This is a genomic window from Streptomyces sp. AM25 (genome assembly GCF_058146165.1).
Genome location: NZ_JBKIWN010000002.1, coordinates 135,585 through 162,245 on the forward strand (window position 1 = coordinate 135,585; position 26,661 = coordinate 162,245).

24 protein-coding genes and 1 pseudogene are annotated in these 26,661 nt (G+C 71.7%); 17 read left to right on the forward strand and 8 right to left on the reverse strand.

Features of this window, described 5'->3' with window-relative positions:
• Window positions 1-283 precede the first annotated feature (283 nt).
• Window positions 284-2,335: an iron uptake transporter permease EfeU gene (gene efeU, locus ACLHRZ_RS02825; protein WP_490416586.1), complete on the forward strand. Its 2,052-nt coding sequence runs from the start codon at window positions 284-286 to the stop codon at window positions 2,333-2,335.
• A 39-nt stretch (window positions 2,336-2,374) separates the two neighbouring features.
• A complete protein-coding gene (gene efeB / locus ACLHRZ_RS02830; RefSeq protein ID WP_490416587.1) occupies window positions 2,375-3,643 on the forward strand; it encodes an iron uptake transporter deferrochelatase/peroxidase subunit in 1,269 nt (422 codons plus the stop codon).
• A gap of 71 nt (window positions 3,644-3,714) precedes the next feature.
• Here efeB and ACLHRZ_RS02835 read toward each other — a convergent pair whose 3' ends face one another.
• Entirely contained in the window at window positions 3,715-4,485 is a 771-nt protein-coding gene (locus tag ACLHRZ_RS02835; RefSeq protein ID WP_490416588.1) for a G1 family glutamic endopeptidase, read from the reverse strand.
• 142 nt (window positions 4,486-4,627) lie between these two features.
• On the opposite strand from ACLHRZ_RS02835, the gene ACLHRZ_RS02840 reads away from it, so the two are divergent.
• Entirely contained in the window at window positions 4,628-5,620 is a 993-nt protein-coding gene (locus tag ACLHRZ_RS02840) for a helix-turn-helix domain-containing protein (RefSeq protein WP_490416589.1), read from the forward strand.
• Window positions 5,621-5,717: 97 nt separating this feature from the next.
• Window positions 5,718-6,512, forward strand: a complete 795-nt coding sequence (locus tag ACLHRZ_RS02845; RefSeq protein WP_490416590.1) for a transporter substrate-binding domain-containing protein — start codon at window positions 5,718-5,720, stop codon at window positions 6,510-6,512.
• On the opposite strand, the gene ACLHRZ_RS02850 is transcribed toward ACLHRZ_RS02845, so the two are convergent.
• Window positions 6,421-7,794 carry an MFS transporter gene (locus tag ACLHRZ_RS02850; RefSeq protein ID WP_490416591.1) on the reverse strand — a complete coding sequence of 458 codons (1,374 nt, stop codon included), beginning with the start codon at window positions 7,792-7,794 and terminating at the stop codon, window positions 6,421-6,423. The genes ACLHRZ_RS02845 and ACLHRZ_RS02850 overlap by 92 nt on opposite strands.
• A gap of 147 nt (window positions 7,795-7,941) precedes the next feature.
• Between ACLHRZ_RS02850 and ACLHRZ_RS02855 the strand changes: the two genes are divergently transcribed.
• Complete coding sequence (locus ACLHRZ_RS02855; protein ID WP_490416592.1) at window positions 7,942-8,574, forward strand: response regulator transcription factor; 633 nt, start codon at window positions 7,942-7,944, stop codon at window positions 8,572-8,574.
• Complete coding sequence (locus tag ACLHRZ_RS02860; RefSeq protein WP_490416593.1) at window positions 8,567-9,436, forward strand: cyclase family protein; 870 nt, start codon at window positions 8,567-8,569, stop codon at window positions 9,434-9,436. The genes ACLHRZ_RS02855 and ACLHRZ_RS02860 overlap by 8 nt, the downstream gene beginning before the upstream one ends.
• 46 nt (window positions 9,437-9,482) lie before the next feature.
• Here ACLHRZ_RS02860 and ACLHRZ_RS02865 read toward each other — a convergent pair whose 3' ends face one another.
• Window positions 9,483-10,253 carry an SDR family NAD(P)-dependent oxidoreductase gene (locus ACLHRZ_RS02865; protein WP_490416594.1) on the reverse strand — a complete coding sequence of 257 codons (771 nt, stop codon included), beginning with the start codon at window positions 10,251-10,253 and terminating at the stop codon, window positions 9,483-9,485.
• Window positions 10,250-11,956, reverse strand: coding sequence for a dihydroxy-acid dehydratase (locus tag ACLHRZ_RS02870; RefSeq protein WP_490416595.1), 1,707 nt, complete (start codon window positions 11,954-11,956; stop codon window positions 10,250-10,252). Before ACLHRZ_RS02870 ends, ACLHRZ_RS02865 begins: the two co-directional genes overlap by 4 nt.
• A 173-nt stretch (window positions 11,957-12,129) precedes the next feature.
• Here ACLHRZ_RS02870 and ACLHRZ_RS02875 point away from each other — a divergent pair, with 173 nt between their 5' ends.
• The 4 genes from ACLHRZ_RS02875 to ACLHRZ_RS02890 all read left to right on the forward strand — a co-directional run bounded on the left by ACLHRZ_RS02875 (window position 12,130) and on the right by ACLHRZ_RS02890 (window position 15,409).
• Complete coding sequence (locus ACLHRZ_RS02875; protein ID WP_490416596.1) at window positions 12,130-12,930, forward strand: YmdB family metallophosphoesterase; 801 nt, start codon at window positions 12,130-12,132, stop codon at window positions 12,928-12,930.
• A gap of 17 nt (window positions 12,931-12,947) precedes the next feature.
• Window positions 12,948-13,751 (forward strand): class II aldolase/adducin family protein, encoded by an 804-nt coding sequence (locus ACLHRZ_RS02880; RefSeq protein ID WP_490416597.1) that lies wholly within the window; start codon window positions 12,948-12,950, stop codon window positions 13,749-13,751.
• Between the two features lie 220 nt (window positions 13,752-13,971).
• Window positions 13,972-14,409 carry a hypothetical protein gene (locus ACLHRZ_RS02885; RefSeq protein ID WP_490416598.1) on the forward strand — a complete coding sequence of 146 codons (438 nt, stop codon included), beginning with the start codon at window positions 13,972-13,974 and terminating at the stop codon, window positions 14,407-14,409.
• Window positions 14,410-14,527: 118 nt separating this feature from the next.
• Window positions 14,528-15,409 carry a DUF4190 domain-containing protein gene (locus tag ACLHRZ_RS02890; RefSeq protein WP_490416599.1) on the forward strand — a complete coding sequence of 294 codons (882 nt, stop codon included), beginning with the start codon at window positions 14,528-14,530 and terminating at the stop codon, window positions 15,407-15,409.
• Here ACLHRZ_RS02890 and ACLHRZ_RS02895 read toward each other — a convergent pair.
• Complete coding sequence (locus ACLHRZ_RS02895; RefSeq protein ID WP_490416600.1) at window positions 15,385-17,802, reverse strand: ATP-binding protein; 2,418 nt, start codon at window positions 17,800-17,802, stop codon at window positions 15,385-15,387. The genes ACLHRZ_RS02890 and ACLHRZ_RS02895 overlap by 25 nt on opposite strands.
• A gap of 448 nt (window positions 17,803-18,250) precedes the next feature.
• On the opposite strand from ACLHRZ_RS02895, the gene ACLHRZ_RS02900 reads away from it, so the two are divergent.
• From ACLHRZ_RS02900 to ACLHRZ_RS02920, 5 genes are all read left to right on the forward strand, one after another.
• Complete coding sequence (locus tag ACLHRZ_RS02900; protein WP_490416601.1) at window positions 18,251-18,493, forward strand: hypothetical protein; 243 nt, start codon at window positions 18,251-18,253, stop codon at window positions 18,491-18,493.
• A gap of 277 nt (window positions 18,494-18,770) precedes the next feature.
• A complete protein-coding gene (locus tag ACLHRZ_RS02905; protein ID WP_490416602.1) occupies window positions 18,771-20,189 on the forward strand; it encodes an aldehyde dehydrogenase family protein in 1,419 nt (472 codons plus the stop codon).
• Between the two features lie 50 nt (window positions 20,190-20,239).
• The gene (locus ACLHRZ_RS02910) at window positions 20,240-21,337 is read left to right on the forward strand and encodes a zinc-binding dehydrogenase (protein ID WP_490416603.1); all 1,098 of its coding nucleotides are present in this window, start codon (window positions 20,240-20,242) and stop codon (window positions 21,335-21,337) included.
• Between the two features lie 220 nt (window positions 21,338-21,557).
• Complete coding sequence (locus tag ACLHRZ_RS02915; protein ID WP_490416604.1) at window positions 21,558-21,902, forward strand: thioredoxin family protein; 345 nt, start codon at window positions 21,558-21,560, stop codon at window positions 21,900-21,902.
• Window positions 21,903-21,982: 80 nt separating this feature from the next.
• Window positions 21,983-22,507, forward strand: a complete 525-nt coding sequence (locus ACLHRZ_RS02920) for a hypothetical protein (protein ID WP_490416605.1) — start codon at window positions 21,983-21,985, stop codon at window positions 22,505-22,507.
• On the opposite strand, the pseudogene ACLHRZ_RS02925 reads toward ACLHRZ_RS02920, so the two are convergent.
• Window positions 22,475-22,879, reverse strand: a pseudogene (locus tag ACLHRZ_RS02925) (helix-turn-helix domain-containing protein); the annotation flags it as partial. The gene ACLHRZ_RS02920 and the pseudogene ACLHRZ_RS02925 sit on opposite strands and share 33 nt — an antisense overlap.
• A gap of 330 nt (window positions 22,880-23,209) precedes the next feature.
• Between ACLHRZ_RS02925 and ACLHRZ_RS02930 the strand changes: the two are divergent.
• Both ACLHRZ_RS02930 and ACLHRZ_RS02935 read left to right on the forward strand, forming a co-directional pair.
• On the forward strand, window positions 23,210-23,365 hold the full coding sequence (locus ACLHRZ_RS02930; protein WP_490416606.1) for a hypothetical protein: 156 nt from the start codon (window positions 23,210-23,212) through the stop codon (window positions 23,363-23,365).
• 47 nt (window positions 23,366-23,412) lie between these two features.
• Entirely contained in the window at window positions 23,413-24,189 is a 777-nt protein-coding gene (locus tag ACLHRZ_RS02935) for a hypothetical protein (RefSeq protein WP_490416607.1), read from the forward strand.
• Here the strand turns inward: ACLHRZ_RS02935 and ACLHRZ_RS02940 are convergent.
• Window positions 24,149-25,180 (reverse strand): acetamidase/formamidase family protein, encoded by a 1,032-nt coding sequence (locus tag ACLHRZ_RS02940; RefSeq protein WP_490416608.1) that lies wholly within the window; start codon window positions 25,178-25,180, stop codon window positions 24,149-24,151. The genes ACLHRZ_RS02935 and ACLHRZ_RS02940 overlap by 41 nt on opposite strands.
• Window positions 25,173-26,660, reverse strand: a complete 1,488-nt coding sequence (locus tag ACLHRZ_RS02945) for an APC family permease (protein ID WP_490416609.1) — start codon at window positions 26,658-26,660, stop codon at window positions 25,173-25,175. The genes ACLHRZ_RS02940 and ACLHRZ_RS02945 overlap by 8 nt, the downstream gene beginning before the upstream one ends.
• Window position 26,661: the final 1 nt, after the last annotated feature.

Consider the following 26,661-nt stretch of genomic DNA (forward strand, 5'->3'; position numbering starts at 1 on the left):
ACCGTCCACAGCGGTCACGGGAGGGGTGCTCCGCCTCCTCCGCCCCTTGGTGCACTTCCCACGGTAAGTAGCCATCCGGAAAAGGGAAAACGGGGGCGGTGCAGTACCCTGCGTCCACGGCAGTGGCGCCCCGGCAGTGTCCGTTTATACCGTTTCCGCCGGTCAGGGGCGGGTTCCAGCGAAGATGATCTTGCGACTACAGGTCTGTAGACAGCTAAGGCTTACCTGAATAAGGTATGGCTTCGCTAACCAGCACTACCGACGCCGCGGCGGGGAGAACAGCATGTGGGACGACGCGTTTCCGAGCTTCTTGATAGGTCTGAGAGAAGGGCTGGAAGCCGGACTCATCGTCTCCGTCCTCGTCGCCACCCTCGTCCGCGCCGGCGCCAAGTCCCGCCTCCCGCAGGTGTGGACGGGCGTCCTGGGCGCGATAGCCCTCTCCCTGAGCTTCGGCGCGGTGCTGACCTTCACCGCCGCCAGCCTCTCCGCCACCGCCCAGGAGGCGTTCGGCGGCACCCTCAGCGTCATCGCGGTCGCCTTCGTCACCGCCATGGTCTTCTGGATGCGGCGCTCGGCCCGCAACCTCTCCGGTGAGATCCGCGAGAAGGTCACCAGCGCCCTCGCCATGGGCACGGGCATGCTGATCGTCACCTCGTTCCTCGCGGTGGGCCGCGAGGGCCTGGAGACCGCCCTGTTCCTCTGGACGACGGCACGCGCCGCCGGCGAGTCCGCGGGCCCGATGCTCGGCGCCGGCATCGGACTCGTCATCGCGGCCGGACTCTGCTGGGGCCTGTACCGCCGGGTCCTGAAGATCAACCTCACGAAGTTCTTCACCGCCACCGGCGTCGTCCTCATCGTCATCGCCGCCGGCGTCCTCGGCTACGGGCTGCGCGACCTCCAGGAGGGCGGCGTACTGCCCGGCAAGACCGCCTTCGCGTTCGACCTCAGCCAGAACATCGACGCCGGATCCTGGTACGGCACGCTCGTCCAGGGCGTGTTCAACCTGACCCCCTCCATGACGTGGCTGCAGGTCGTCGCCTACGGCGGCTACCTGGCCGTCGTCATGACGCTGTTCGTGCGGGGCGTGCGCGGCACCCGTCCGGCGAAGGCCGAGGCCAAGTCCGAGGCCGGGCAGGCCGGTTCCGCCGCCGCGTCCGAGCCGGAGAAGGCGCCGCGCCGCCGCCCGGTGTGGCTGGTCCCCGCGGCCGTCGTCGCCGTGCCCGCCGTCGCCGCCGGCGCCGTCGTCGCCCTCAGCGGCTCCAAGCCCGCCGGCGCCCAGACCGTCGCCGTCTCCGAGAAGGAGTGCGGCAAGGGCTTCACCGCCCCGCAGCCCGGCCGCCAGACCTTCCAGATGCACAACACCGGCGACAAGGCCTCCGAGGTCTACCTCGTCGACCCCGCCAGCAACGCCGTCTACGGCGAGATCGAGGGCCTCGCGCCCGGCACCACCCGCGACCTGGTCGCCACGGTCGGCGGCGGCGAGTACGCCTGGCGGTGCGTGCCCACCGGCGGCAAGCCCGTCACCTCCGCACCGGTGCGCGTCAGCGGCGGCGGCAACGTCAAGGCCGTCAAGCCCGTGTCCGAGGAGGACCTCGCCGGTCCGCTGAAGGCCTACAAGGACTACGTCGCCAAGGGCCTGGCCACGCTGACCGACCAGACCGGAAAGCTCGGCGACGACATCCGGAAGGGCGACCTCGACGCCGCCCGCACCGACTGGCTCACCGCCCACCGCACCTACTCCTCCCTCGGTGCGGCCTACGGCACCTTCGAGGACTTCGACAAGAAGATCAACGGCCGCACCGCCGGACTCCCCGACGGCGTGCGCGACAAGAACTTCACCGGCTTCCACCGCATCGAGTACGGCCTGTGGCACGGCGAGTCCGCCGACGACCTGCGCGGCCCGGCCCAGCAGCTGCAGCAGGACGCCCAGGGCCTGCAGAAGGCCTTCCCCACCCAGGACTTCGACCCCTCCGACCTGCCGCTGCGCACCCACGAGATCCTGGAGAACACGCTCCAGTTCGAGCTCACCGGCGACGCCGACCAGGGCAGCGGCACCACCCTGGCCACCGCCGACGCCAACCTCGCCGGCACCCGCGAACTCCTCGACGTCCTGCGGCCGCTGATCGCCGCGCGCGACCCGCAGCTGCTCACCACCGTGAACGGCGACGTCGACCGCGTGCAGAAGCTGCTCGACGCCGCGCACCACGACACCGCGTGGACCCCGGTCGACAAGCTCGACGCGGCCGGCCGCGCCCGGCTGAACGGCGCCACGGGCCAGCTGCTCGAGGACCTCGCCCCCATCCCCGATCTCCTCGAGATCCGCAAGTCCGCCTGACCCGTGCCGCACGCCGAACCCTCCGAAGGGAACCAGAACATGACCGCCGAATCCGCCTGCCCGATGGGCTTCTCCGCCGGCCGCCGCGGTTTCGTCAAGACGGCGCTCGGCGCGGGTGCGGCCGGTGCCGCCCTCGCCGGCGGCGGCTTCGCGCTCGGCCAGGCCGGCGCGGGACAGGCGCAGGCCGCCGACACCAAGAGCGCGGGCAAGGTGGACTTCCACGGCGCGTACCAGGCGGGCGTCCTCACCCCGCAGCCCGCCGCCGCGGCCTTCCTCTCGCTCAACGTGATCGCCGACAACCGCAAGGAACTCGCCGACCTCTTCCGCACGATCACCGAGCGGGCCCGCTTCCTGACCGCGGGCGGCGCGCCCGTCGACCTGGGGGTCGGCGCGCCGCCCTCGGACAACGGCATCCTCGGCCCGACGGTCCCCGCCGACCGGCTCACCGTCACCCTCGGCGTGGGCGCGTCCCTCTTCGACGACCGCTTCGGGCTCGCCGGGGCCAGACCCCGCAAGCTCACCCCGATGCGGACGTTCCCCAACGACAACCTCCAGGTCGCCGAGTGCCACGGCGACCTCTCGCTGCAGATCTGCGCCGAGAACCAGGACACCGTCCTGCACGCCCTGCGCGACATCGCCCGGCACACCCGCGGCGCCATGCAGATCAAGTGGCGCATCGACGGCTTCCAGAACGCGCCCCGCCCGGCCGGCGCGCAGCGCAACCTGCTCGGCTTCAAGGACGGCATCGTCAACCCCGACACCGAGTCCGCACGCGAGATGAAGCGGCTGGTGTGGGTGACGGACCAGCTCGGCGAGCCGTCCTGGGCCGTCGGCGGCAGCTACCAGGTGATCCGCATCATCCGCATGCTCGTCGAGTTCTGGGACCGGGTCTCGCTGACCGAGCAGGAGAAGATGTTCGGCCGCCGCAAGGACACCGGTGCGCCGCTGGACGGGGCCAAGGAGACCGACAGCCCCAGCTACGCCAAGGACCCCAAGGGCGAGGCGATACCGCTCACCGCCCACATCCGCAAGGCCAACCCCCGCACGCACGACACGGACGACTCCCGCATCCTGCGCCGCGGTTACAACTACGACCGGGGCGTCGACAACGTCGGCAACCTCGACATGGGCCTGGTGTTCTGCTGCTACCAGCAGGACGTCAAGCGGCAGTTCGAGGCCATCCAGGAGCGTCTGATCGACGAGCCGCTCGTCGACTACATCTCGCCGACCGGCGGCGGGTACTTCTACGCGGTGCCGGGTGTGAAGGACGCCAAGGACTGGCTGGGCCGGGGCCTGCTGGAGAGCTGAGCCGCGGCCCGTGGGCCCCGTCACCGGACGAATCCGGTGACGGGGCCTTCGTGTTGCCCGGGACGCGCCGCTCAGTACCGGATGGTCGCGGGCCGCGTGGCGGGCGCCGGGATGCGCGGCCCGCCGCCGGGCGTCATGCTGAACGCCCCGCCCTGCAGCGGCCCGGGTGCGTAGCCGCCGCTGACCAGGGCCTGCGGCCGGTCGGTCGCGAAGGGCTGCCCGTCGACCGTGATGCCGGAGAAGTCCAGGCGGGCGAAGGACGGATAGCTCTGCGTCGGCGACTCGATGACGGCCTCGGCGCTGGCGTTCTGCCCGCCGATGTTCTGGTCGACGTGCTCGGACCAGCCCTTGGTGGTGTCGTTGAGGGTGAGGGTGTAGGTGCCGCCGCCGTCGGAGACCACCGTCGCGGTGATGACATCGCCCTCCGAGACCGGGTCGTTCCAGTACACGGGCGGGGACGGGTACATCTCGTACCAGGCCGAGAGCACGGGCGAGCCGCTGGAGCAGTCGGTCTGCACCCCGGCCTGTTCCACCGACTGCGAGCCGTAGCCGTCGATGCCGACCCAGGGGGCGAAGAGGTCGTTGGACGAGGTGCAGGTGGCGTGGGGTTCGGTCCACGAGCCGGTGATCGTGGAGAACGAGCCCTGGGCGACGTAGCCGCCCCAGTTGCTGTCCTGCAGCCGGACGGTGTGGGGACCGAAGGCCGCTGCCCGGACGCCCGCCGCGCCCGCCGGGACCAGGGCCGCGGCCAGCAGGAGTGCCGCCGCCGCGGCTCCGGTCGCGCGGGGGCGGCCGGCGCGTGATCTGCCGATGGTGCGCGCGATGCCCGGGGATATGCCCATGAGGCACGCTCCTTGGGGGGTGTGAAGTGCGGGTGGGGGACGGTCGGCCGACCGGGGCTCATGGTGGGCGCGGCCGTACGGGCCCTCAAGCGGCCGGGTCCGGCCGGATTCCGTTATGGCGGGAACATGACATGATGTTTGGGTGGCCCCTCACGAGCCCGTCCCCCACGAGCCCCGCACGGCCCCCGCCGGACTCCTCGACGCCCTCGGCCTGTCGGAGCCGGAGGAGGCCGCCTACCTCCGCGCCCTCGCCGCGCCGGTCTGCACGGCCGGACAACTCGCGGACGAACTCGGCACCACCGCCGAACGGGCCGCACGGCTGCTGCAGTTGCTCGCCGCCCGCGGGCTCCTCCACCGCTGCGACGGCGCCCCCGCCCGCTGGTCGGCGGCCGCCCCCGACCTCGCCGTCGAGGCACTGCTGCTGCGCCGCGAGGAGGAACTGTGCCGCACCCGCGGCCGCATCGCGGAGCTGATGCGCACCTACCGCTCGGCCCGCCGCCCGTGCGCCACCGACCTGGTCGAGGTCGTCACCGGCACCGCCGCCATCGCGCAGCACTGGAGGTCGATGCTGGCCGGCGCCCGCCGCCGGGTGCTGCTCTTCGACAAGCCCCCGCACATCGTCCGCTCCGATCCGGGCCTCGAACGCGCCCTGCTGGGGCGGGGCGTGCAGATCCGCGTGGTGTACGAGGCCGGTTCGGTCGGCGCCCCCGGCCGGCTCGCCGAGATCCGGGCGTGCGTCGCCGCGGGGGAACAGGCCCGGGTACTGCCCGAACTCCCCTGCAAACTGGCCGTCGTCGACGACCGCTGGGCGATGCTGCCCCTGTGCACCGGCTCCGAGCTGCACGGTGCCATGCTGGTGCGCGGGTCGTCCCTGCGGGACGCGCTGACCGGCACGTTCGAGGCGTACTGGAACCGCTCCGTGGGGGTCCCGGACACCCGGGTCCCGGCGGACGGCGACCGCCGTGCGGAGCTGCTCACGCTGCTCTGCGCGGGATACACCGACGACAGCATCGCCCGCCTGCTCGGCGTCTCGCCGCGCACCGTCCAGCGCCGGGTGCGCGAGGTGATGGACTCACTGGGCGCCCGCACCCGCTTCCAGGCCGGCATCCAGGCGGCCCGGGCGGGGCTGTTGTGACTCCTGCGGCTCAAATGTCATCTTTTTGCCGCATCGTCGGCCGCCGGCCCGTTGCTACGGTGACGCCACTGCCGCCGACGGGAAGGTGCCCACTGCCGTGCTCTCGCTTCGAGGCTCCCGAGGAGCCGCAGCAACCGCCCTGGCGTGCACCGCCGTTCTCCTCGCCGCGAGCGGTGCGGCGACGCCCGCGTACGCGGTGCCGCCGGCCCCGCTCAGGATCTGCACGACCGGCGACTACAAGCCGCTGACCTTCCGCGACGCCGGAACCGGCGAGTACAGCGGTATCGACATCGACATGGCGCGCGACCTCGCCGCACACCTCGGCCGGCCCCCGCGGTTCGTCCCGACGACCTGGCCCACGCTGATGAACGACCTTGCGGTGCAAGGGAAGTGCGACATCGCCATGGGCGGCGTCTCCATCACCCCCGAACGCCGGGAACAGGCGGACTTCACGGACCCGTACCTGACCGACGGCAAGGTCCCGCTCGTCCGGTCGGAGGACGTGGACCGGTACCGGACGCTGGACCGGATCAACCGTAAGGACGTCCGGGTGATCGTCAACCCCGGTGGCACCAACGAGAAGTTCGTGAAGGAACACCTTCCGGACGCCACGGTCACCGTCTGGAAGGACAACGCCACCGTCTTCGACGAGATCGCCGAGGGCCGCGCGGACGTGATGATCACGGACGCGCTGGAGGCCAGGTACCAGTCCGGGCAGCACCCGGGGCTGGCACCCGTTCACCCCGACGAACCGTTCACCGTGGTGGAGAAGGCCTACATGCTGCCCAAGAACAGCCCGCTCACCGGACGGACCGACGACTGGCTGACGACTGCCGTGGCGGACGGCACCTTCCGGGCGTACTACGACAAGTGGATGGCAGGGCATCCCTGACCGGCCCGTCCGGCCGGAGGGAACGGACGGCGGTGGCGGCGGCGAGCAGCGCCGTGGCCACCGCGAAGCCGTAGAACGTGTGCACCAGACCGAACCGGGTGGTGAGGAGGCCCGCCAGCACGGACGGCACGGAGAACGCCAGGTAGGCGACGACGAAGAACGCGGCAAGGGTCTCCCCGCGCCGCGCGGGCGGAGCGGCCTGGGTGATGCGGCGGCTGCTGCCCATGAACGCGAGGCCGAATCCGATGCCGGTCACCGCCGACCCGGTGAAAAACAGCACCGGGCTGCCCGTGAGCAGGGCGGCGGCGACGGCGAGGATGCCGAAGAGCAGCGCTGCGCAGCCGATCGCCGAGGCGAGCCGGTCCGGGACGGAGCCCCAGCGCAGGGCCCAGGTCAGCTGGGCGACCCCCGCGACGCCCTGCATGCTCAGGATCACCAGGCCCGCGACGAAGGTGCTGGACCCGTCGAGCAACTCCTTGACCAGGCTGCCCGCGAGTCCCAGGTACAGCCCGCCGACCGCCCAGGCGACGGCCACCCCCAGGGCGGCGATGCGGAACTCGCGGCGCGTCCCGCGCGGCACCCGCAGCGGCTGGAGACGTACCACCTGCGACCACTGCCGCCGGGGTACGGCGACCGTCTCGGGGACCCAGGCACTGATCGCCGCGAGCACGACGAGCGAGACGCCGGCGAGCACGACGAAGGGGATGCGCAGCGGTGCCGGTCCCCACTGGGCCAGTGCGCCGCTGAGCGTCGCCCCCACCGCGAGGCCGCTCGGCATGGCGGCGCTGTTCACCAGTCCGGCGGTCCGGTGGTCGGCGCGGGGGTGCAGATCGGCCAGGGCCGCTCCGGCCGCGCCGGTGAACACCCCGGTCGCCAGCCCCTGCAGCGCACGGGCACAGTAGAGCCACGTCACACTGTCCGCGGCGAGGAACAGCGCGTAACTCGTGATCAGCGCGCAAAGGCTGCCCTGCAGGACCGGGCGGCGGCCGATCCGGTCCGACAGTCCGCCGATGAGCAGGAGCGCCACCAGGACGCCGGCCGCGTAGACGGCGAAGACGGTGGTGAGCGTGGTGGCGGAGAACCCCCACTGTTCCTGGTAGGCGACGTACAACGGCGTGGGGGTGCTGTTCGCGGCCAGTACCGCTCCGACGCCGGCGGCCACGGTCCAGAAGGGGCGGGCGGGCCGGTACGTGCCGCCGGGGTCGGCGGTCGAAAGCCGGGAGCTCTGTGTGGGGCCTGTGTGACGGTCTATCACCTGGTGGCCTTCCGGTACAACGGTCAAGTGCCGTGGATCGTCCGGTAGTTGGACGATACATATGACGCGTGACGCGGTGTGGTGGTTGACTGTGGAAGGCCGCCCGGGTATCTGTACCTCGTCGAGCGATGGGGGCGTCCCGTTTCCGAGAATCAAGAATGCATCAGCATCGTCTTGGCTCACCCCAACTCCCTGTACCGTCAGGGAATCACCGCGTTGCTGAGTGCGGATGCCGATTTCTCCGTCGTGGGGCAGGCGGGCGACGGGAACCGCTGCGTCGAGACGGTGGAACGTGAACAGCCGGACGTCGTGCTCATCGACTGCGGCATTCCCGGCCCGCCGCTGGAAACCCTGATCGCACGCCTCGGTGCGCTGACCCCGCGCACCAGGACCATGGTCCTGCTGGCCAGGCGCGACGACCCCGGCCTGCTGCGCAGACTGGTACGGCTGGGGGTACGGGCCTTTCTGGTGCCCGACGGCGACCGGGACGAACTCCGTTCCGCCGTACGGCTGGTGGTGAACAGCGGCGACCGGGTCGTCATGTCGATCCCCCGGGACATGATGCGGGGCCTCGGCGAATCCTGCCAACTGCTGTCCCGGCGCGAGGTCGAAGTGCTCCGCCTCGTGGCGAAAGGCCTGACGAACAGCGAGGTCGGAGGAACGCTCTTCATCGCCGAGGGAACGGTGAAGCGGCACCTGACCAACATCTACACGAAGCTCGGCGTGAGATCGCGGATTCAGGCCGTCAACAAGGCTTTTGTGCTGGGTGTCATGGGAGACGGAGGAGGTGTTTCGTCGCATGGCTGACGGATCCCCGGAGAACGACCGGACAGACGGCCGGGCGGCCTCGCCGCCATGGGCCGGAGGGTACGAGATCGTCGACCTTTCCGTGCTGGTGGCCGAGGACATGCCCTGCTACTGGCCCACGCACCAGCCCTATCAGGCGAAGGTGTGGAACTGGTACGAGAACCGGCAGGACGTCGCCCCGGCCCCGCTGTACAGCAGGGAGGGCCCGTACGCGACCCGCTGGCTCGCCATCGACGAACACACCGGAACCCACTTCGACGCACCCAGCCACTTCATCCCGCAACCGGACTCCGGACTGCCGAACGCCGGGGAGTGGGGCGGGGTCTCGGCGGACCGGGTACCGCTGTCCCAGCTCAACGGCCCCGCGGCCGTCGTCGACGTCTCCGCGCTGACGGGCTCGGCCGGGGAACCGGCCGTCAGCCCCCTGGTGACGGCGGACCACATCACCGCCTGGGAGGACGCGCACGGCCAACTGGCCGCCGGCGACGTGGTGCTGTTCCGCACCGGGTGGGACGCCCGCTACCGCCGCGGCCCGGAGGGGCAGGCGTATGCGCACGACGTCATCGTCACCGGCCGCGGCGACGCCTGGCCCGCACCCGACGCCGGCACGGTCCGGCTGCTCCTGGACCGCGGCGTCCGCTGCGCGGGCATCGACGCCCCCAGCATCGCCCCCGTGCAGGGAAAGCTGCCCGTCGAGGTGCACGTGACGGGCCTCGGCGCCGGCGCGGTCTTCGTCGAGGGGCTCGCCGGCCTGGACGCACTGCCCCCGCGCGGCGCCTGGTTCTGCTTCCTCCCCGTCAAGCTGGAAGGGGCAACCGGGGCTCCTGGACGGGCCGTTGCCTGGGTGCCGCGGGGACGGTGACGCGGGTTCCGGCCCGCCGTGGAACGGGCCGGGCCGGAACCGTCGTTCACTGCGCCAGGTATCCGCCGTCCACGGGCAGCACCGCCCCGGTGATGAACGAGGCCTCGTCCGAGGCGAGGAAGACGATCGCCGCCGCGACCTCGTCCGGCTCGCCGATCCTGCCCATCGGGTGCCGGCGCTCGATCTCGGCGAGGTACGCGGCGCCGCCCGGCTCGTCCGGCAGCCGGCGCACCCGGTCGGTGCGGATCGTCCCCGGTGCCACGGCGTTGACCCGGATGCCCCGGTCCGCCCACTCCACCGCGAGGTGCTTGGTGAGCCCGGTGGCCACGAACTTCGCCGGGCCGTAGGTGCTCTGGCCCGCCTGGCCGGCGAGCCCGGAGATGGACGACAGGCACACGATCGCGCCGCCGCCGGCAGCGGCCATCTGCTCGATGGCGAACTTGCAGGTGAGGAACATGCCCCTGCCGTCGACCGCCATGACGCGGTCCCAGTCCTCCGGGGACGCGTCCGTGATCCTGATCAGCGGCAGGATCCCGGCGTTGGCGACGAGCACGTCCAGCCTGCCGTACGCCTCGACCGCGGCCGCGATCATCCGCCGGGCGTCCGCGGGCACCGAGACGTCCCCGACGACCGTGGCCGGCTCGGCGCCCTGTACGGCCAGGTCCGCGGCCAGTTCGCCGAGGGCCTTGCCGTCCACGTCGGTGAGGGTCAGCAGCGCGCCCTCCCGGGCGAAGCGCAGGGCGGTGGCGCGCCCGATGCCCCGGGCCGCGCCCGTGACGACCGCGGACTTGCCGGACAGCCGGCCGGGCCTGCTCATGCGCCGTCCGTCCGGCCGCGGGGACGCGGCCGCGTGGTGATCGCGCCGACCGCCGCCGAGGAGACCACGTCGCGGTACTTGGCCATCACCCCGGCGGGACACCGGGACGGCGGCGCCTCCCATTCCTTCAGCCGCTGGGAGAGTTCGGCCGGGGAGAGGTCCACGTCGACCACCCGGCGGTCCAGGTCGATGGTCACGGGGTCGCCGTCCCGCAGGGCGGCGAGCGGTCCGCCGTCGGCGGCCTCCGGTGCCACGTGACCCACCATCAGGCCGAGGGTCGCCCCCGAGAACCGGCCGTCGGTGACCAGCCCCACCGAGGGCCCCAGGCCCCGGCCCACCAGGGCGGCCGTCACACCGAGCATCTCCCGCATCCCCGGACCGCCGCGCGGGCCCTCGTACCGGATCACCACCACGTCGCCCTCGGAAATGGCACCGGACTGCACCGCGCTCATCGCGAGCTCCTCGGAGTCGAAGACCACCGCGGGGCCCGTCAGACTGCGCGTGCTGGTCCCCGTGGACTTGAGGACGGAGCCTTCCGGCGCCAGGTTGCCCCGGAGCACGACCAGCCCGGACGACGGGCCGAACGGGGCACCGGCGGGCGCGATCACCTGCTGCCCCGGGCGTTCGACGGCCTCGCCCACCTCGGCGGCGAGCGAACGCCCCGTCACCGTCAGCGCGTCCCCGGCCAGCAGCCCCGCTTCGAGGAGGCGCCGGCCGACGAGCCGGGTGCCGCCCGCGATGTCCAGGTCGACGGCGGTGTACCGGCCGCTGGGCCGCAGGTCGGCGATGAGCGGCGTGCGGGAACTGATCCCGTCGAACTCGTCGATGTCCAGGGGGATGCCGCTCTCCGCGGCGATGGCCAGCAGGTGCAGGACGAGGTTGGACGAACCGCCGGTGGCCGCACACGCGGTGATCGCGTTGCGGAAGGAGTCCTTGCTCAGGATCGCGCTCGGCGTCAGCCCCTCCTCCACCAGACGGGCGGCGAGCACCCCGGCGTCCCGGCAGGCGTCGGACTTGCGCGGGTCGCCGGTGGGCGGGTCCATCGAGCCGAACGGCGACAGGCCGAGGAACTCCATGGCCATCGCCATGGTGTTGGCCGTGTAGTGGCCTCCGCACGCCCCGGCGCCCGGGCAGGCGCTGCGCTCCAGTTCGGCGAGCCCCGCGTCGTCGAGCTCGCCCGCCGCATGACGGCCCACGGCCTCGAAGACGTCCTGCACGGTGACGTCCTCGCCGCGGAAACGGCCGGGAAGCGTCGTGCCGGAATAGACGATGACACCGGGAATGTCGAGGCGCACATGGGCCATGGCCGCGGCCGGAATGGTCTTGTCGCAACCCACCAGCGTGACGAGGCCGTCGAGCGCATGGCCCCGGCCGACGAGCTCGATGGAATCGGCGATCACCTCGCGGCTGACCAGAGAGGTGCGCATGCCCACGGTGCCCATGGTGATGACGTCCGAGATGGCAATGGTGTTGATTTCGAGGGGAGTCGCCTCGGCGGACCTGACCCCGTGCATGGCCGCCTCGGCCAGCACACGGTGGTTGAGATTGCACGGCATCGTGCCGATCCAGCTGTGCGCGACACCGATCATCGGCTGGGCGAGTTCCCTGCCGGACAGCCCGGTCGCGCGAAGCGCGGCCCTGGCTGCCGCCCGGTCGGGGCCTGTCAGCAGGGGATTGGCCCGGGAACGACGAGATCCCGCCATCGCATCCGACCTCCGTTGCTCGGGGTTCCTTGGGGGCGCTCACCCTAATTGCCGGACAGGCTGAGATGCAGTGTGCCGAAGGTCGTAACGCGCGAATGTGACGATGGTGGGATGCGGCTCCCCACGGCCCTGGGCAGAGTGGGGTGACCTGAATACCTTTTGGGGGTGGCCAGGTGCGAGTTCTCTACATTGGTGACGTCGTGGGAACGGAGGCCGCGGAACTCCTCGTCCGCAAGATCGAGGATATGCGCCGGGCCTACGGCGTGGACCTGGTTCTGGTCAACGCGGAGAATTGCGCTCCGGACGGATTCGGCACGACCGTCGGGCAGTTGGAGCGGCTGCTCGCCGCCGGGACCGATGTCATCTGCGGCGGGAACCACTCCTGGGACAGCCCGCAGGCGGTCGCGTCGCTGGACCTGCCCCGGGTCCTGCGCCCCGCCAACGTCGAGGACGGCGTCCCCGGACGGGGCGTCATCACCGTCGAGGCGGCCGGCACCACGGTGACCGTGATCAACCTCGCCGACGGCTGCGCGATGCACTCCGCGAGAGGCGTGGCCGGAAAGGTCTTCCCCGCCTACCGGGCCTGGCAGTCGGCGGAGAAACAGGGCGTGGTCATCGTCGACTACCACGGCGACCACGTCCTGGAGAAGCAGATCTTCGCGCACGCCGTCGACGGCCAGGCGGCCGCGGTGTTCGGCAGCCACACGCACGAACCGACCATCCCCCTGCACTTCCTGCCGGGCGGCACCGTGTTCGTCACCGACGTGGGCATGACCGGCCCCGTCGGCGGAGTCCAGGGCTTCGACCCGACCCACCTGGTGCGCAACCTGCGCGAGCGGGGGAACCCCTTCGCCGGCGAGCTGCCGGTACCCGTCGCCGGAGCACCGATCACCTTCGGCGCGGTGCTGATCAGCATCGTGGGCAACAAGACCGTCAAGGCCGAGCGGCTGGACGACGCCGTGCTCACCGGCTGACCAGGAGAGGACCCCGGATGACCGATCCGACCGACGGAACCTTCGCCGCATCCCTCACGCCCCGGGACCTGAAGCTGCCCGGGCCGCCGGAGTTCGCCACCGTGGAGGAGGAGCGCCGGCACCGCAGGGAGCAACTCGCCATCGCCTTCCGGATCTTCGGCAAATTCGGCTACGGCGAGCACCTGGCCGGACATATCACCGTGCGGGACCCGGAACTCCACGACCACTTCTGGGTGAACCCCCTCGGACGGTCCTTCTCCCGGATCCGGGTGTCCGACCTGATCCTGGTCAACGCCGACGGACTCGTCGTCCACGGCGACGAACCCGTGAACAAGGCGGCCTTCGCCATCCACTCCCAACTGCACCACGCGCGCCCGGAGATCGTCGCAGCCGCACACAGCCACTCGCTCTACGGAAAGGCCCTCGCGGCACTGGGGCAGCCCCTGCTCCCCATCACCCAGGACGCCTGCCTGTTCTTCGAGGACAACGTCGTCGTGCCGGACTTCCAGGGCATCGTGTACGACCCGGCGGAAGGCGCCCGCATCGCCAAGCGGCTCGGCGGCATGAGCACGGCCATCCTGGCCAACCACGGACTGCTCACCGTGGGTCGCAGCGTGGAGGAGGCGACCACCCTGTACGTCCAGGCCGAGCGTGCCGCACAGGTCCAGCTCATCGCGGCGGCGGCCGGCGAACTCCGGCCCATCGACCCCGAGGTGGCCCGGTTCGCGTACGACCAGACGGGGCTGCAGGGCCAGAACTGGCGCGGATTCCTGCCGCTGCGCGAGGAGATCCTCCACGAACAGCCGGACGTCCTGCAATAGAGAGCAGTTCGGCCGGCGGAGCCGGGTTGCCGCCGGCTGCTGCACCGGATTGACGGGGGCCGCCATGTACTGCACAGGGGGGACCACGTGTTCAACCCTGTGGTGGTCGTCGCTCCGGTGCCGCGCTCCTAATGTCGTTGGCCTGCACCTCAACCACCGTCTCCGGGAGGGATGCGTTGTGAGACCGGTACGCATTGGTCAGCGTAGGAGCGCCGCCGTTGTGGCAACCCTGGCGTGTGCTGCGGGCCTGATGGTGGCCGCGGGCCCCGCTCAGGCGGCCCCGGCGAAGCCCGGCAAGGTGATCAACCACAGTTGCGGGCCCACCATCAACGTCAACCAGACCACGAATCGGCACGGCAAGGACTCCAGCGCCATCGGCAGCAATGCCTGGACCAGCCTCGAGTACGGCAACCGCAGCGGGTACGGGAAGGTCTACTGGGCCCACATATGGCATGCGCCGAAGAACAGTCATGTGTGGCTCGACTGGTCCGACGACGGCAAACACAGCTGGCATCAGTGCGGTCCCTACAGGGTCGACGGCAGCCAGGGGGCACACGACCGCTGGACCTGGGCCGTCAACGCGGTGAAGGGGCGCCAGTTCCGTGCCTGCGGTGACGCTCCTCACCACACAACCGCCTGCACACGCTGGCACGGCTGAACCCCGGGCGCACGTCGTCCGGGTCGGCACCATCGGACGCATGGGCAATGAAATGGTAAAAACTCCTGGTAGGGTCGTGGGTGAGCCCATTCGACCTGTCTGAAGGACTTCCGTGAGCATGCCCGTTCCGCCCGGTGACCAGAATCCGGCGGCCCAGGAGCCCGTGGCCCAGGAGCCGGCCGGCCAGGGCCCGTGGGGCCCGCCGCCGGCGGGACCGGCCGCTCCGCACTGGCAGCCCTACCCGGCGCCCATGCCGCAGGCCCGCAACGGCATGGGCGTCGCCGCTCTGGTGCTCGGCATCATCGGTGTGGTCCTCGGTCTGCTCGTGGTCCTGTTCTGGATGTCCTGGGTGCCGGCCCTGCTGGCCGTGGTCTTCGGCTTCGTCGGGCTGAGCCAGGCGCGCAAGGGCCTGGCGACCAACAAGGCGATGGCGCTGGCCGGTGTGATCCTGGGCGGGGCCGGTCTGCTGATCTCGGCCGGCGCCGGCGTGTTCGCCGCAGTGGTGGTGAAGGAGGCGGCCGACGACGTTCGTTCGAAGGTCGACGAGGTGAAGGCCTCGGCGGCCGCGGAGGACGAGAAGCAGAAGGCCGAGGAGAAGGCCAGGCACCTGTCCTTCGGCCAGTCGTACACGTTCGGCAACGGCCTGAAGGTCACGGTGGCCAAGCCGGAGCCGTTCACCCCGGACGACTTCGCGCACGGCCACGCGAAGGGGAACAAGGCCGTCGAGGTGACGGTCACCGTCGTCAACACCGGCACGGAGCGGATCTCGGTCGAGACGGGACTGCCCGACGTCAACGATGCCGACGGGGCCTCCGCGGAGCTGGTGATCGACGGAAGCGGACGCCAGAAGGTCATCACCGGCTACCTCCTGCCCGGCAAGGAAGCCGTCGGCAAGTACGCCTTCTCGCTGCCGGCCGGCGCGGCCGACAAGGCCGAGGTCGAGTTCAGCCCGGATGCGAAGAAGTGGCCCGACGCCTACTGGTCCGGCCCCACCTCCTGAGCAGCCCGCTCTGACCGGGCCGGGCCCCGGCCGAGGGCGTCGAGGAACGCGGTGAGTTCGGCGGTTTCGGGGGCGCTCGGCCCGCCGTGGGCCGCGAGTGCCCGCTCGGCGTGGTGGCGGGCGGCGTCGGGGGCGTCCGGGGCCAGGGCGTAGGCGATGCCCTGGTGGGCACGGGCGATCTGCAGGCTGCTGTCGATGGCATGGGCGATGTCCAGTGCCCGCTGGTGCCGACGCCGGGCGGTGTCGCGGCGGCCGGCCGCGTGGTAGGCGGCACCGAGGTCGTTGAGGACCTCGCTCTCCGCACGCCGGTCGCCCATCCGGCGGTCGAGGGAGAGCGCGTGTGCGTGGTGGGCGACGGCCTCGCCGAACCGTCCCAACTGCCGGTAACAGGCGCCCATGTTCGTCAAGGTGCGGGCCTCGCCCCACGGGTCGCCGATCCGCCGGTAGCGATCGAGCGCCCGCCGGTGGTGATCGAGGGCCTCCGTGGCCCGCCCGAGCCGGGCGTGGAGCGTGCCCAGGCTGGTCAGGCTCAGGGCCTCGCCCCAGGGGGCGTCGATGCCGCCGTAGAGGGCCAGGGCCTGCCGGTGGAGGCCGACGGCCTCCTCGGTCTGCCCCAACTGCCCCTGTGCGATCCCGAAGTTGGTGAGGACGACGGCCTCCCCCCACGCGTCGCCGATCTCCTGGCACAGAGCCAGCGCCTCCAGCCCCCGGTCGAACGCGTCCTCGTGGCGCCCGGCGTACCAGCAGGCGATGGCGAGGCTGGTCAGGATCTCGGCGTGGGCCAGGCGGTTGCCGAGGTTCTCCGTGGCGGCCAGGGCGAGTTCATGGGTGGCGACCCAGTCCAGGGTGCGTCCCCGGATGTCGAAGAAGTGCTGCAGGACGTGGGTGTACTGCCAGACGTGCTCGTTCCGGCCGTGTGCGGCGGCGTGCGTGATCATCGCGACGAGGTTGGCGTGCTCGGCCTCGTACCAGGCCAGGGCCGAGGCCCGGTCGCCCACGTCCGGCGTGCCGGCGGGCGGGTGGGCGACCTCGAACGGGAGCAGCCGCTGTCCCGGCGCCACCACGGGGCGGGCGCTCAGCGCGGTGTGCAGATAGTGGTCGAGCAGCCGTAGTTCCGCCTCTTCCCGGTCTGCGGGCGGCTCGCTCGCGTGCAGGACCTCCTGTGTGTGCCGGCGGAGCAGGTCGTGCAGCTGATAGCGGTGGGGCGCGTACTGCTCCAGCAGGTGCACGTCGACGAGCTCCTCCAGCCACTGTCCTGCCGTCGCCACGTCCGTGTCCGCCAGGGCCGCGGCCGCGTATGCGTCGAGGTCGGTGCCGGGGTGCAGGCCGAGCAGCCGGAACAGCCGCTGACGGTCCGGGGCGAGGCGCGCATAGGAGAGGGCGAAGGCTGCGCTGACCGCCTGCTCGTTGCCGCCGGGGCCGGACCGGCGGCGGCCCGCGCGGAGCTCGGCGACGAGGTCCCGGGCCGTCCACGCGGGCCGGTGGGCGAGCCGGGCCGCCGCCATCCGGATGGCCAGCGGCAGGCGGCCGCACAACTCGGCGACCTCGGCGACCGCTTCGGGCGCGTCGGCGACCCGGTCGTGTCCCGCGATCCGGGCCACCAGCGCGCACGCCTCGGCCGCGGGCAGCACGTCGAGCGAGAGCGGGACGGCACCTTCCAGCCCCAGCATCCGCCGCCGCGAGGTCACCAGCACCGCGCACGAGGCGGAGCCGGGCAGCAGCGGACGCACCTGCTCGGCGGTGGCGGCGTTGTCCAGCACCACCAGGGCCCGCCGGTCCGACAGCGTGGTACGCCACAGGGCCGACCGCTCCTGCAGGGTGTGCGGAATGCGGGCGCCGTCGACACCGGCCATGCGCAGAAGCGCCTCCAGCGCCGGCTCCGGGCCCACCGGGTCGTGGCCCGGGGTGAAGCCGTGGAGGTCGCAGTAGAACTGGCCGTCCGGGAACCTGTCGGCCATGAGATGGGCGGCGTGCACCGCCAGCGTGGTCTTGCCGACGCCCGCCATGCCGTCGATCGCGGAGACCAGCACCGCGCTCGCGGCGCCGCTGCCGACCAGCTCGGCGATCCGGGCCACTTCGGCGGTGCGCCCGGTGAAGTCCGGTATGTCGTACGGCAGATACCGCCGACGCCCGAGGTGCCCGGTCTCCGCCGCCCCCTCCGGCCCGTCGGCCGCGGCTGTGGCCGTGGCGAGCAGACGCTGCCGGTCGTCCGCGTCGAGTCCGAGGGCCTTAGCGACCTCCCGCACCGAGGCGAGGCGGGGCACCCGCCCCTGCCCGGACTCCAGCGCGCGGATGGTCCGGGCCGACAGCCCCGCCTGCTCCGCCAGCTCCTCCTGGGTCAGCCCGGCCCGCCGCCGGTAGGCGCGCAATACTGTGCCGAACCGTTCCGCCATGTCCTCTCCCCGTCCCGCGGGCCCGGATCGTGCGGCCCCGGGCCGCACGGCTTGACGTCCCGACTGTGGCTACTCCGGGAGAACGTCCGCTAAACGTCCGCTGGACGTCCTGTCGGCGGCGCGGGACGGACGGCGGTATCTCGCGCGGGACCGGTCGAGCCGGTCCGCTGCGTGCAGGCGGGTCAGACGCCCGCGTACGTAACTGGCGGACGAGGAGTGGAAGTTCATTGCCCGTATGAAGCTCGATTGTCGTTCGTGCGCGCTGGCCGTCAGGTCGGGTGCATGACATGGTTCCGGCATTGCAGTTCCCGTCGACTGGAGACCTTCTGTGTTTTCTCTTCGCACGGCTCTTCTCGCTGCGACCGCTGCGACCGCCACGGCCGCGCTCGGTCTGACGACGGCCCCGGTCGCCACGGCGCGTCCCGCCGCCCCAGCGGTCGCTTCTCCTGTGAGCGCGCAGGATGTTCCCTGCTACACGTCGTTCGATCCGTCCAACCCCGACGGCGCGAGCATGACGCAGTTCTACAGGATGTGCGAGACGGACCGGAGCTCGGTCACAGTGTGCGCGTATGACATCGAGGACAACTACCGGCACACCGACGGACCCAAGTGGCTCGTCTACGGCCAGGTCGCGACGTGGTACTGGACACGCACCACGCCGGGGCACCACTACACGACGCGCTACTGCTGATCCGGCACGCAGGCAGAGGCCGGCGAGGTGGCTTTCCGGGGGCTTGCCGTACCGGGCAGCGATGCCTCGCCGGGCCTTCATCTTGTTGATCAGAGGACCGGCATCGTGGCTCACGGGCCGACCGCCGGCAGGACCCGCGGCCGTGCCCGTCGCTCCGCTCGGCGCCGCCTGAGCACGGACACTTGGCGACGAGCCGGGTCGGGGGCGGACTGGTGTGCGGCCGTTGACGGAGGTTAGGTTGAGCGCGTGTCCACCGGGACGGCAGGAGGCGACGGTTGTGAGCGTGCACGACGGCATGTACATCGACGGCAGCTGGCGTCCCGCCGAGGGCGGCGACCGGATCGACGTCGTCAACCCGGCGGACGAGCAGGTCATCGCGACCGTGCCCGCCGGCACCGCTGCGGACGTCGATGCCGCCGTGCGTGCGGCGCGCACGGCGCTGCCCAGCTGGGCCGCCACCGTGCCCGCCGAGCGTGCGAAGTACCTGACCGCGCTGCGGGACGCGCTCGCGGCACGGCAGACGGAGATCGCCGCGACGATCACCGCGGAACTGGGCGCACCCACGGGTTTCGCACAGCGCGTGCACACCGGGCTGCCGATCGCCGTGGTCGGCTCGTTCGCCGAACTCGCCGCCTCCTACCCCTTCGAGGAGACGGTCGGCAACTCGGTGGTCCTGCACGAGCCGGTCGGTGTGGTCGGCGCGATCACGCCGTGGAACTACCCCCTGCATCAGATCGTCGCGAAGGCCGCCCCCGCGCTCGCGGCGGGCTGCACGATCGTCCTGAAGCCGGCTGAGGACACCCCGCTCACGGCCCGGCTGTTCGCGGAGTGCGTGGACGCGGCGGGCATCCCGGCGGGCGTGTTCAACCTCGTCACCGGCCTCGGCCCGGTCGCCGGCCGGGCCCTCGCCGAGCACCCGGACGTCGACCTGGTCTCCTTCACCGGCTCGACGGCCGTCGGCAAGCGCATCGGCGCGCTCGCGGGCGGCGCCGTGAAGCGGGTAGCCCTGGAGCTGGGCGGCAAGTCCGCGAACGTGATCCTGCCGGGCGCCGACCTCGCGAAGGCGATCGTCGCCAACGTGGCGGACGTCATGCGCAATTCGGGGCAGAGCTGCAATGCGCTCACGCGCACCCTCGTCCACGTCGACCAGTACGCGGAGGCGGTCCGTCTCGCTGCGGAGACCGTCGCGAAGTACGTGCCCGGCGACCCGGCCGATCCCGACGTGCGGCTCGGCCCGGTCGTCAACGCCGAGCAGCGGGAGCGGGTGCGCGGATACATCACCAAGGGCGTCGAGGAGGGTGCCCGTATCGTCACCGGAGGCATGGACGCGCCGGAGGGCCGGGAGAAGGGCTACTTCGTCCGCCCGACCGTCTTCGCCGACGTCACCCCGCAGATGACCATCGCGCAGGAGGAGATTTTCGGCCCGGTCCTGTCCTTCCTCGCGTACGAGACGGAGGACGAGGCAGCCGCCATCGCCAACGACTCGGTGTACGGGCTCGGCGGCGCGGTGTGGGCGGCCGACCGGGACAAGGCGGTGGCCTTCGCCCGGCGCATGCAGACCGGCCAGGTCGACATCAACGGCGGCGGGTTCAACATCCTTGCCCCGTTCGGCGGTTACAAACAGTCGGGTGTGGGGCGCGAGCTGGGGGCGCACGGCCTGGCGGAGTACCTGCAGACGAAGTCCCTGCAACTCTGAGGCTGCCGAGGGTTCCGAGGGGTTCCGAGGGTTCACGGAAAGGCACCGACATGGTCCGCGCTTCAGTCCTGTCCGCCGTCGGCGTCCCCTTGCGGGTGACCGACATCGACCTGCCCGCCCCCGGCCCGGGCCAGGTCCGCGTCGCGCTCGCGGCAGCGGGGGTCTGTCACTCCGACCTCTCCCTCTCCGACGGCACGTTGCGCCAGCCCGTGCCCGCCGTCCTCGGCCACGAGGGCGCGGGCACGGTCACGGCGGTGGGCGAGGGCGTGCACGCGGTCGCCCCCGGCGACCGCGTCGTCCTCAACTGGGCGCCGCCCTGCCGTGATTGCCACCTCTGCGGTCTGGGCGAACCGTGGCTCTGCACGAACGCGGCGAGCGCCGCGGGGGCCCCGTACGCCACGCTCGCCGCCGACGGCTCGGCGCTGTATCCGGGCCTGGGCACAGCGGCTTTCGCGGAGGAGACCGTCGTACGGGCGGAGGCGTTGATCCCGCTGCCCGACGGGATCCCCCTGGCCGAGTCCGCCCTGCTCGGCTGTGCCGTCCTCACCGGCTACGGCGCCGTGCACCACAGCGCGCGGGTACGGGCCGGCGAGTCGGTCGCGGTGTACGGCGTCGGCGGCGTCGGCCTCGCGGCCGTCCAGTCCGCGCGGATCGCGGGGGCGGAGACGATCGTCGCCGTGGACTCCTCCCCGGAGAAGGAGGAGCCGGCCCGGGCCGCCGGTGCCACCGACTTCGTCCTGGCGGACGGCGACACCACGGCCAAGCGGGTCCGCGCAGCGGCGGGCGGGCCGGGTGCCGACGTCGCCATCGAGTGCGTGGGCCGGGCGGAGACCATCCGCACGGCCTGGTCCTCGACGCGGCGCGGCGGCCGCACGACGGTCGTCGGCATCGGGGGGAAGGGGGAGCAGGTCGCGTTCTCGGCCCTGGAACTCTTCCATTTCGGGAGGACGCTGTCGGGCTGCGTCTACGGCAACAGCGACCCCGCCCGGGACCTGCCGATCGTCGCGCAGCACGTGCGGGAAGGACGGCTGGACCTCTCGGGCATGGTGACGGACCGGATCGGACTCGGCGACATCCCGGAGGCGTTCGCGGCGATGCGGCACGGGAGGGGCGGGAGATCGCTGGTGGTGTTTCCGGGAACTGGCTGAGCCTCCCGCCGACCGGCGGGGGCCCGAACTCGGTCGATCGGCCGACCCGGGCGGCCGCCCCGCATGCCTGCCATGAGCCGCATGGGCAACAGGACTTGCATGTTCCGCTTCCCGGAGCAGGGGCTCCCCGGCATGCGGCCCGCTTCGCCCGTATCGACGCCGATGCCGCGACCATGTCCGATCTCCCCGACGCCGAGGCCGCCGCCCGCCCCGCGGCGGAGTGCTCCACGAGATCACCGAGGAGCGGGAACTCGACCGGCTTCTCTCCCATCCCCTGCCCGTCCTGGTCGACTTGCCCGCACCCTGGTGCGGGCCTTGTGAGGTCCTCGCCCCCGTCCTGGAGGACACGGTCGGGGCGCACGGCGCGGGCCTGGTCGGCGTGCAGATCGACATCTTCCGGGCCGAGTGGGCCCGGCAGCGTTTCGACGTCCTCGGCGTGCCTGCGGTCGTCCTGCTGCGGGACGGCCGGGAGGTCTCCCGCTTCAGCGGGGTCCGGCCCCGGCAGCGCATCACGGACTGGCTCGCCACGGCGGGCGTCGACGGTATACGACAAGGCTCGTCATAAGCTCGCCTGCGCGTGCCCGACGGCTCCAACGCGGGTATGAGCCAAGTGGCTTACCCCCCTCGCGTGCAGCGGAGCCGTCGATGATGCACACCACCCCCATGCCCGCAGACATCGGGCTCACCCGGATAGCAGGACCCGCCGGCAGAATGATCCGCATCGGCCAGTGGCTGAACGGCAACGGATTCGCCGACTACGAACACGCTTTCCTCGTCCTGCCCGGCGGAAAGCTGCTGGAGGCCGAACCGGGCGGGGCGCGCATCCGTCCGCTGGAGGAATACGCGCATTCGCGCGTGCTGTACGTGTACCCGCCCGAGCTGACCGGGCAGCAACGTGCGGCTGTGTGCGCAGCAGCCCGCCGCTACGTCGGAGTGCCGTACAGCTTCCTCGACTACGGAGCCATTGCCGCGCACCGGTTCCGGCTGCCGCTGCCCGGGCTGCGGCGCTACGTGGCCTCCACCCGGCACCAGATCTGCTCGCAACTGGTGGACCAGTGCTACCAGGATGCCGAAGTACACCTGTTCGTCGACGGGCGCTGGCCCGGGTACGTGACCCCGATGGCGCTGTACGGCCTCCTCGCCCGGGGAGAACAGGTGTTGGCGGCCTAGGACCTGTCCGATGGGCCGGTCGGTCCGGGCGAGCCGGTGCAGGCCGTGCCGGGTGAGTATCCGGTGCACGGTCGAGGCGGGCAGGCCCACGATGGGGCCGGTCTGGGCCGGGCCCGGCTTCCGTGCCGTCCTCAGGTCGCACACCCGGGCCTCAAGTGCGGCCGGGGTGCGGTGCGGGGTCGTGCGCGGCTTGCCGGAACGGTCCCTCGGCCCCGGCTCTCCCTCGGCCCGCCACCGGCGGACACACTTGTCAGCCGTCGTCCGTGAGATGCCCATCTCGGCGGCCACATGCGCGAACGGACGGCCGGATCGGACGTGTTCGACCAGGCTCTGCCTGCCATGAACAGTCAGCCGGGTATGACGGTGGGACACGAAGACCTCCGGTGCGGTGAAGAGTGGTGCCCGGGCGACCTGGGCCCGGATCCCGGCTGTTGCAGCGCGCGTGACGGCGGTTCAGCCGTCTCTGGGCTCACTGCATGCGACCGCCCTGCGGCCGCGAGGGGAGGGCATCGTCAGACCTCAAGTCGGCACTGCTCCGTGCACCCTGAGCCGAAGCTGTTGAGGGCACACGTCCGCCATGTGGCCTCCGGCCTGTGCTTCATCGTGACTTCATCGATATTTCAACGCCTTCCACGACGCTCGGGCAGCGACGTGCCGGCAGGCACGTCCCGCATCCGAGTCGTGTACGTGAACGGGGTCCCGATGGACGATCTGCTGCACAAGCTGGTTTCCGGAGCCATCACCGGTGGGTTGATCGCCCTGGTGGGCGGGCTGAGCATGGCCGCACGCAGGCGGCGGGCGGCTCGCGAGGAGGCCGCAGCGCGGCGGGAGACGCTGCCGCGCCAGGCCGATCAGTAGCGCAACAGCCGCGTGGCCCGTGTTGTCTCCGAGGAAAGGTACGTTTCGTGGCCAAGCTGGTGGTGCTGCTCATCGGCATCGCTGTCGTTTTCGCAGCAATCGCCTTCAAGGGCGGCAATCCGCTGGTGGGCGTCGTGTTCGTCGTGGTCGCGGCTGCACCGGTCGTCGGCTTCGGATACTTCTTGGTGAGCAGAAGGAGAAGGATCGGCACGGCGTCCGCCCAGCATCTGCAGCCGCAACAGCGCAGGCGGCAAAAGCTGTTCCTCCGGGTGACCGCGTTGGTCATGGTGGCGGCTGTCGGCTACGGCGTCTACTGGGTGATGTTCGAGCCGAAGGCGGACGACAAGGCGCTGAACCGTGTCTCCGACTTCGAGAGGGGGTGCGGCGACGGCATGGGCCGCAAGTACTTCCCGCAGGCGGCCGGCCACACCGGTGCCGGCCCGCACCCGATCGCGATGTTCAATATCAGCGAGTCCGGTTCGCCGAGCCCGGCCTTCCCGGCCTCCGGCACGCCGGACTACTGGAGCGGCAACCGCCTCGACCCGCACCGGGTCCAGCTCATCGCCTGCCTGGACTCTCCCGGCGAGGGGGAGTACCTGACCGACTGCAAATTCACCACGGACACCATCAAGCTGTACCGCGGTGTGTACGACGTGACCGTCTACGAGGCCAAGACGGGCAAGAAGGTCGGCAGCGAGCGACTGCGCGGCAGCGGGAAGCCCGTCTGTCCGGGGATGGTCTATCTCAAGAGAGGCACGGACAAGCTGCACACCGGTCCGGAATTCACCGACTATCAGGGTGTGTTGCGCAAATACGTCGACTGACCTCCCGCAATCGCCAGTGCATGTCCTGGTGCGCACTGCCCGGCGGCAGCCATTCCCTGCGCAGCTTCGCCACGGACGTGTAGTTCGCGTCGCAGACGTTGGCCAGCGGTGACTCGGACGCCTGGGTCACCAGCTGGTAGGCGTCCAGCCGGGACAGCCCGAAGTCCCGGTGCAACCAGTCCACCAGGCCGAGCTGGGCGATCCGGAAGGCGTCCTCCAACGGGCGGGCGGAACCGGTGGTGATGATGTGCGTGTCGGACTCCAGGCGCGGCCACGGCGTCGAGACGCCCTTCAACAGGTCGACGATCACGACCGTGTTCATCGCGCACTCGACCGCCACCCCGCACGTCTCGCCCTCGCCCTGCCGCGCGTGCCCGTCGCCCAGGCTCAGCAGCGCGCCCTCCACGTTGACCCCGAGGAAGCAGGTGACGCCGGCCCGCATCTCGGGCGTGTCCATGTTGCCGCCGTGCGCATCGGGCACGAGCGCCGAGCGGACCTCCAGGTGCGCGGGCGCGACACCGACCGTGCCGTGCATCGGATCCATCGGCAGCTCGATCTCGGTGTCGCTGTCCCGGGCGCGGAACAGGCAGGTACGGCGCTCCCGGTCGAGCTGCCACATCCAGACGACCTCGGGCAGCGGCTCGTGCAAGGAGGCCGTCGTGTGCGTGGAGGTGAGGGCGCCGAACAGCGGCACGGTGGTGGAGGCGGCCCAGTCGCGGGCCGGTTCGACGGACACGAAGTGGACGGCCAGCGTGTCCCCGGGCTCCGCGCCCTCCACGTGGAACGGGCCCGTCTGCGGGTTGAGGAACGGGAACTCGCACACCTGCGAGACCAGGTCCTGCTCGGAGCGGACGCGCCCCGCGAAGCAGTCCTCCGTGTACAGGTCCAGCACGGTGCCCGGCGCGATGCGCGCCACCGGCGGTGCGCCGCCGAACGTCCAGGCGAACTCGCCCGGTTCGGGCCGTACGGTCAGGATCCTCGGCTCAGTCATGGTCCTGCAACTCCGCTTCCTCTTCCTTGTCCTCGTCCAGATGGATCCGTCCGATCGCGGCCAGCCGCTCCGGATACCGCCGCCGCAGCACCAGCAGCAGGACCGTGCCGAGCAGCATCCACACCGCCACCACCGGACCGGCGTACGAGACGGGGGCTGCGAGCCGGGTGACGAACCAGAAGACCGGCAGCCCCGCGGCGGTCAGCAGGGCCGGCACGAACGCGACGACGCCCAGCGCCGGTACGAGCAGATGACGCACCGGGCGGAACTCCGCGCGCCGGCGGCGCAGGAAGAAGCCCGCACAGGCGAGGTCGGCCGCGATGTACACGCCCATGACCACGGTCACGACGATGGTCGCCAGGAGTGAGAAGGCCGTCGTCGGGCCGTAGGCGGCACCGAGGCCCAGCGCCAGCGCCAGGGTGAACGCCCCCTGCACGGCGACCGCCACCACGGGGGAGCGGTGCCGGGGGTGCACGACGGCGAGGGCGCGCGGCCACACCCCGATGCGGCCGAACGCGAAGGCCGTGCGGGTCGCGGCGTTGACGCCCGCATTGGCGTTGGCCACACAGGAGTTGACGACGGCCAGGAACACCAGCACCCAGAAGAACCCGAACGACGCCCGCGCCACCCCGCTCCACGACGCGGCCCCCGCCACCCCGAACTCCGCGAACCTCCCGGGCCCGTAGAAGACGGTCATGGCGTAGGTGGCGGCCACGTAGAACAGCCCGACGCCCAGCGCCGCCCCGACCACCGCCCGCTGCACCGTGCGCCGCGGCCGCCGGGCCTCCTCGGCCAGCGGCGCGGCGGCCTCGAACCCTGCGAAGCCCAGCACGCAGTACGCGGCGCCCGCGAGCACCCCGCCCGCGCCGCTGCCGTCGGGGGTGTGGCGGGTGGTGAACACGGAGAGGGAGTTGGCCGATCCGGCCCGCACGATCAGCAGGACGGTGAGGACCAGGAAGACCGCGATCTCCAGCACGCCGAGGACGGTGCCGAGCCGCGCCGAGGCCCGGATCCCGTAGAAGCCCGCGACCGTCACGACCGCCGCCCCCGCCAGGGCCCACGGCCACCACAGGTCCGCCGGGTAGCCGGCCCACTCGTCGTGCAGCGTCCCCGCCGCGGTGAAGCCGATCTGGAGCATCAACAGGGCCGGGACCAGGGCCTCCACGAAGACATACGCCCACGCGACGAGGAAGCCGGCCGCCGGGTGCAGGCCCTGCGAACTGTAGGCCGCCAGCGACCCGGCGGCCGGCAGGCGGCGTGCCAGCTCCCCGATGCAGGAGGCGGCCAGCAGGCAGGCGAGGAGGGCGAGCAGCACGGACAGCGGCAGGCTGCCGCCCGCGAAGGAGGCACCGGTGGGGATCGAGGCCGCGATGGCGGCTCCGGGAGCCATCGAGGTGATGCTCTGGAACAGCACCTCGCGCATGCCCACCGCGTCGCGCCGCAGTCCGGCGCCCGTCCCCCGGTTCCCGATCGTGGCCATC

Excerpts from the sequence above, each read along its gene's own strand:
- ACLHRZ_RS02880 (WP_490416597.1), top strand. The coding sequence starts at position 12,948 with ATGACCGATCCGACCGACGGAACCTTCGCCGCATCCCTCACGCCCCGG.
- ACLHRZ_RS02895 (WP_490416600.1), bottom strand. The coding sequence starts at position 17,802 with ATGGCGGAACGGTTCGGCACAGTATTGCGCGCCTACCGGCGGCGGGCC.
- ACLHRZ_RS02860 (WP_490416593.1), top strand. The coding sequence starts at position 8,567 with ATGGCTGACGGATCCCCGGAGAACGACCGGACAGACGGCCGGGCGGCC.
- ACLHRZ_RS02835 (WP_490416588.1), bottom strand. The coding sequence starts at position 4,485 with ATGGGCATATCCCCGGGCATCGCGCGCACCATCGGCAGATCACGCGCC.
- ACLHRZ_RS02910 (WP_490416603.1), top strand. The coding sequence starts at position 20,240 with ATGGTCCGCGCTTCAGTCCTGTCCGCCGTCGGCGTCCCCTTGCGGGTG.
- efeB (WP_490416587.1), top strand. The coding sequence starts at position 2,375 with ATGACCGCCGAATCCGCCTGCCCGATGGGCTTCTCCGCCGGCCGCCGC.
- ACLHRZ_RS02940 (WP_490416608.1), bottom strand. The coding sequence starts at position 25,180 with ATGACTGAGCCGAGGATCCTGACCGTACGGCCCGAACCGGGCGAGTTC.
- ACLHRZ_RS02930 (WP_490416606.1), top strand. The coding sequence starts at position 23,210 with ATGGACGATCTGCTGCACAAGCTGGTTTCCGGAGCCATCACCGGTGGG.
- ACLHRZ_RS02890 (WP_490416599.1), top strand. The coding sequence starts at position 14,528 with ATGCCCGTTCCGCCCGGTGACCAGAATCCGGCGGCCCAGGAGCCCGTG.
- ACLHRZ_RS02945 (WP_490416609.1), bottom strand. The coding sequence starts at position 26,660 with ATGGCCACGATCGGGAACCGGGGGACGGGCGCCGGACTGCGGCGCGAC.
- ACLHRZ_RS02870 (WP_490416595.1), bottom strand. The coding sequence starts at position 11,956 with ATGGCGGGATCTCGTCGTTCCCGGGCCAATCCCCTGCTGACAGGCCCC.
- ACLHRZ_RS02920 (WP_490416605.1), top strand. The coding sequence starts at position 21,983 with ATGATGCACACCACCCCCATGCCCGCAGACATCGGGCTCACCCGGATA.
- efeU (WP_490416586.1), top strand. The coding sequence starts at position 284 with ATGTGGGACGACGCGTTTCCGAGCTTCTTGATAGGTCTGAGAGAAGGG.
- ACLHRZ_RS02865 (WP_490416594.1), bottom strand. The coding sequence starts at position 10,253 with ATGAGCAGGCCCGGCCGGCTGTCCGGCAAGTCCGCGGTCGTCACGGGC.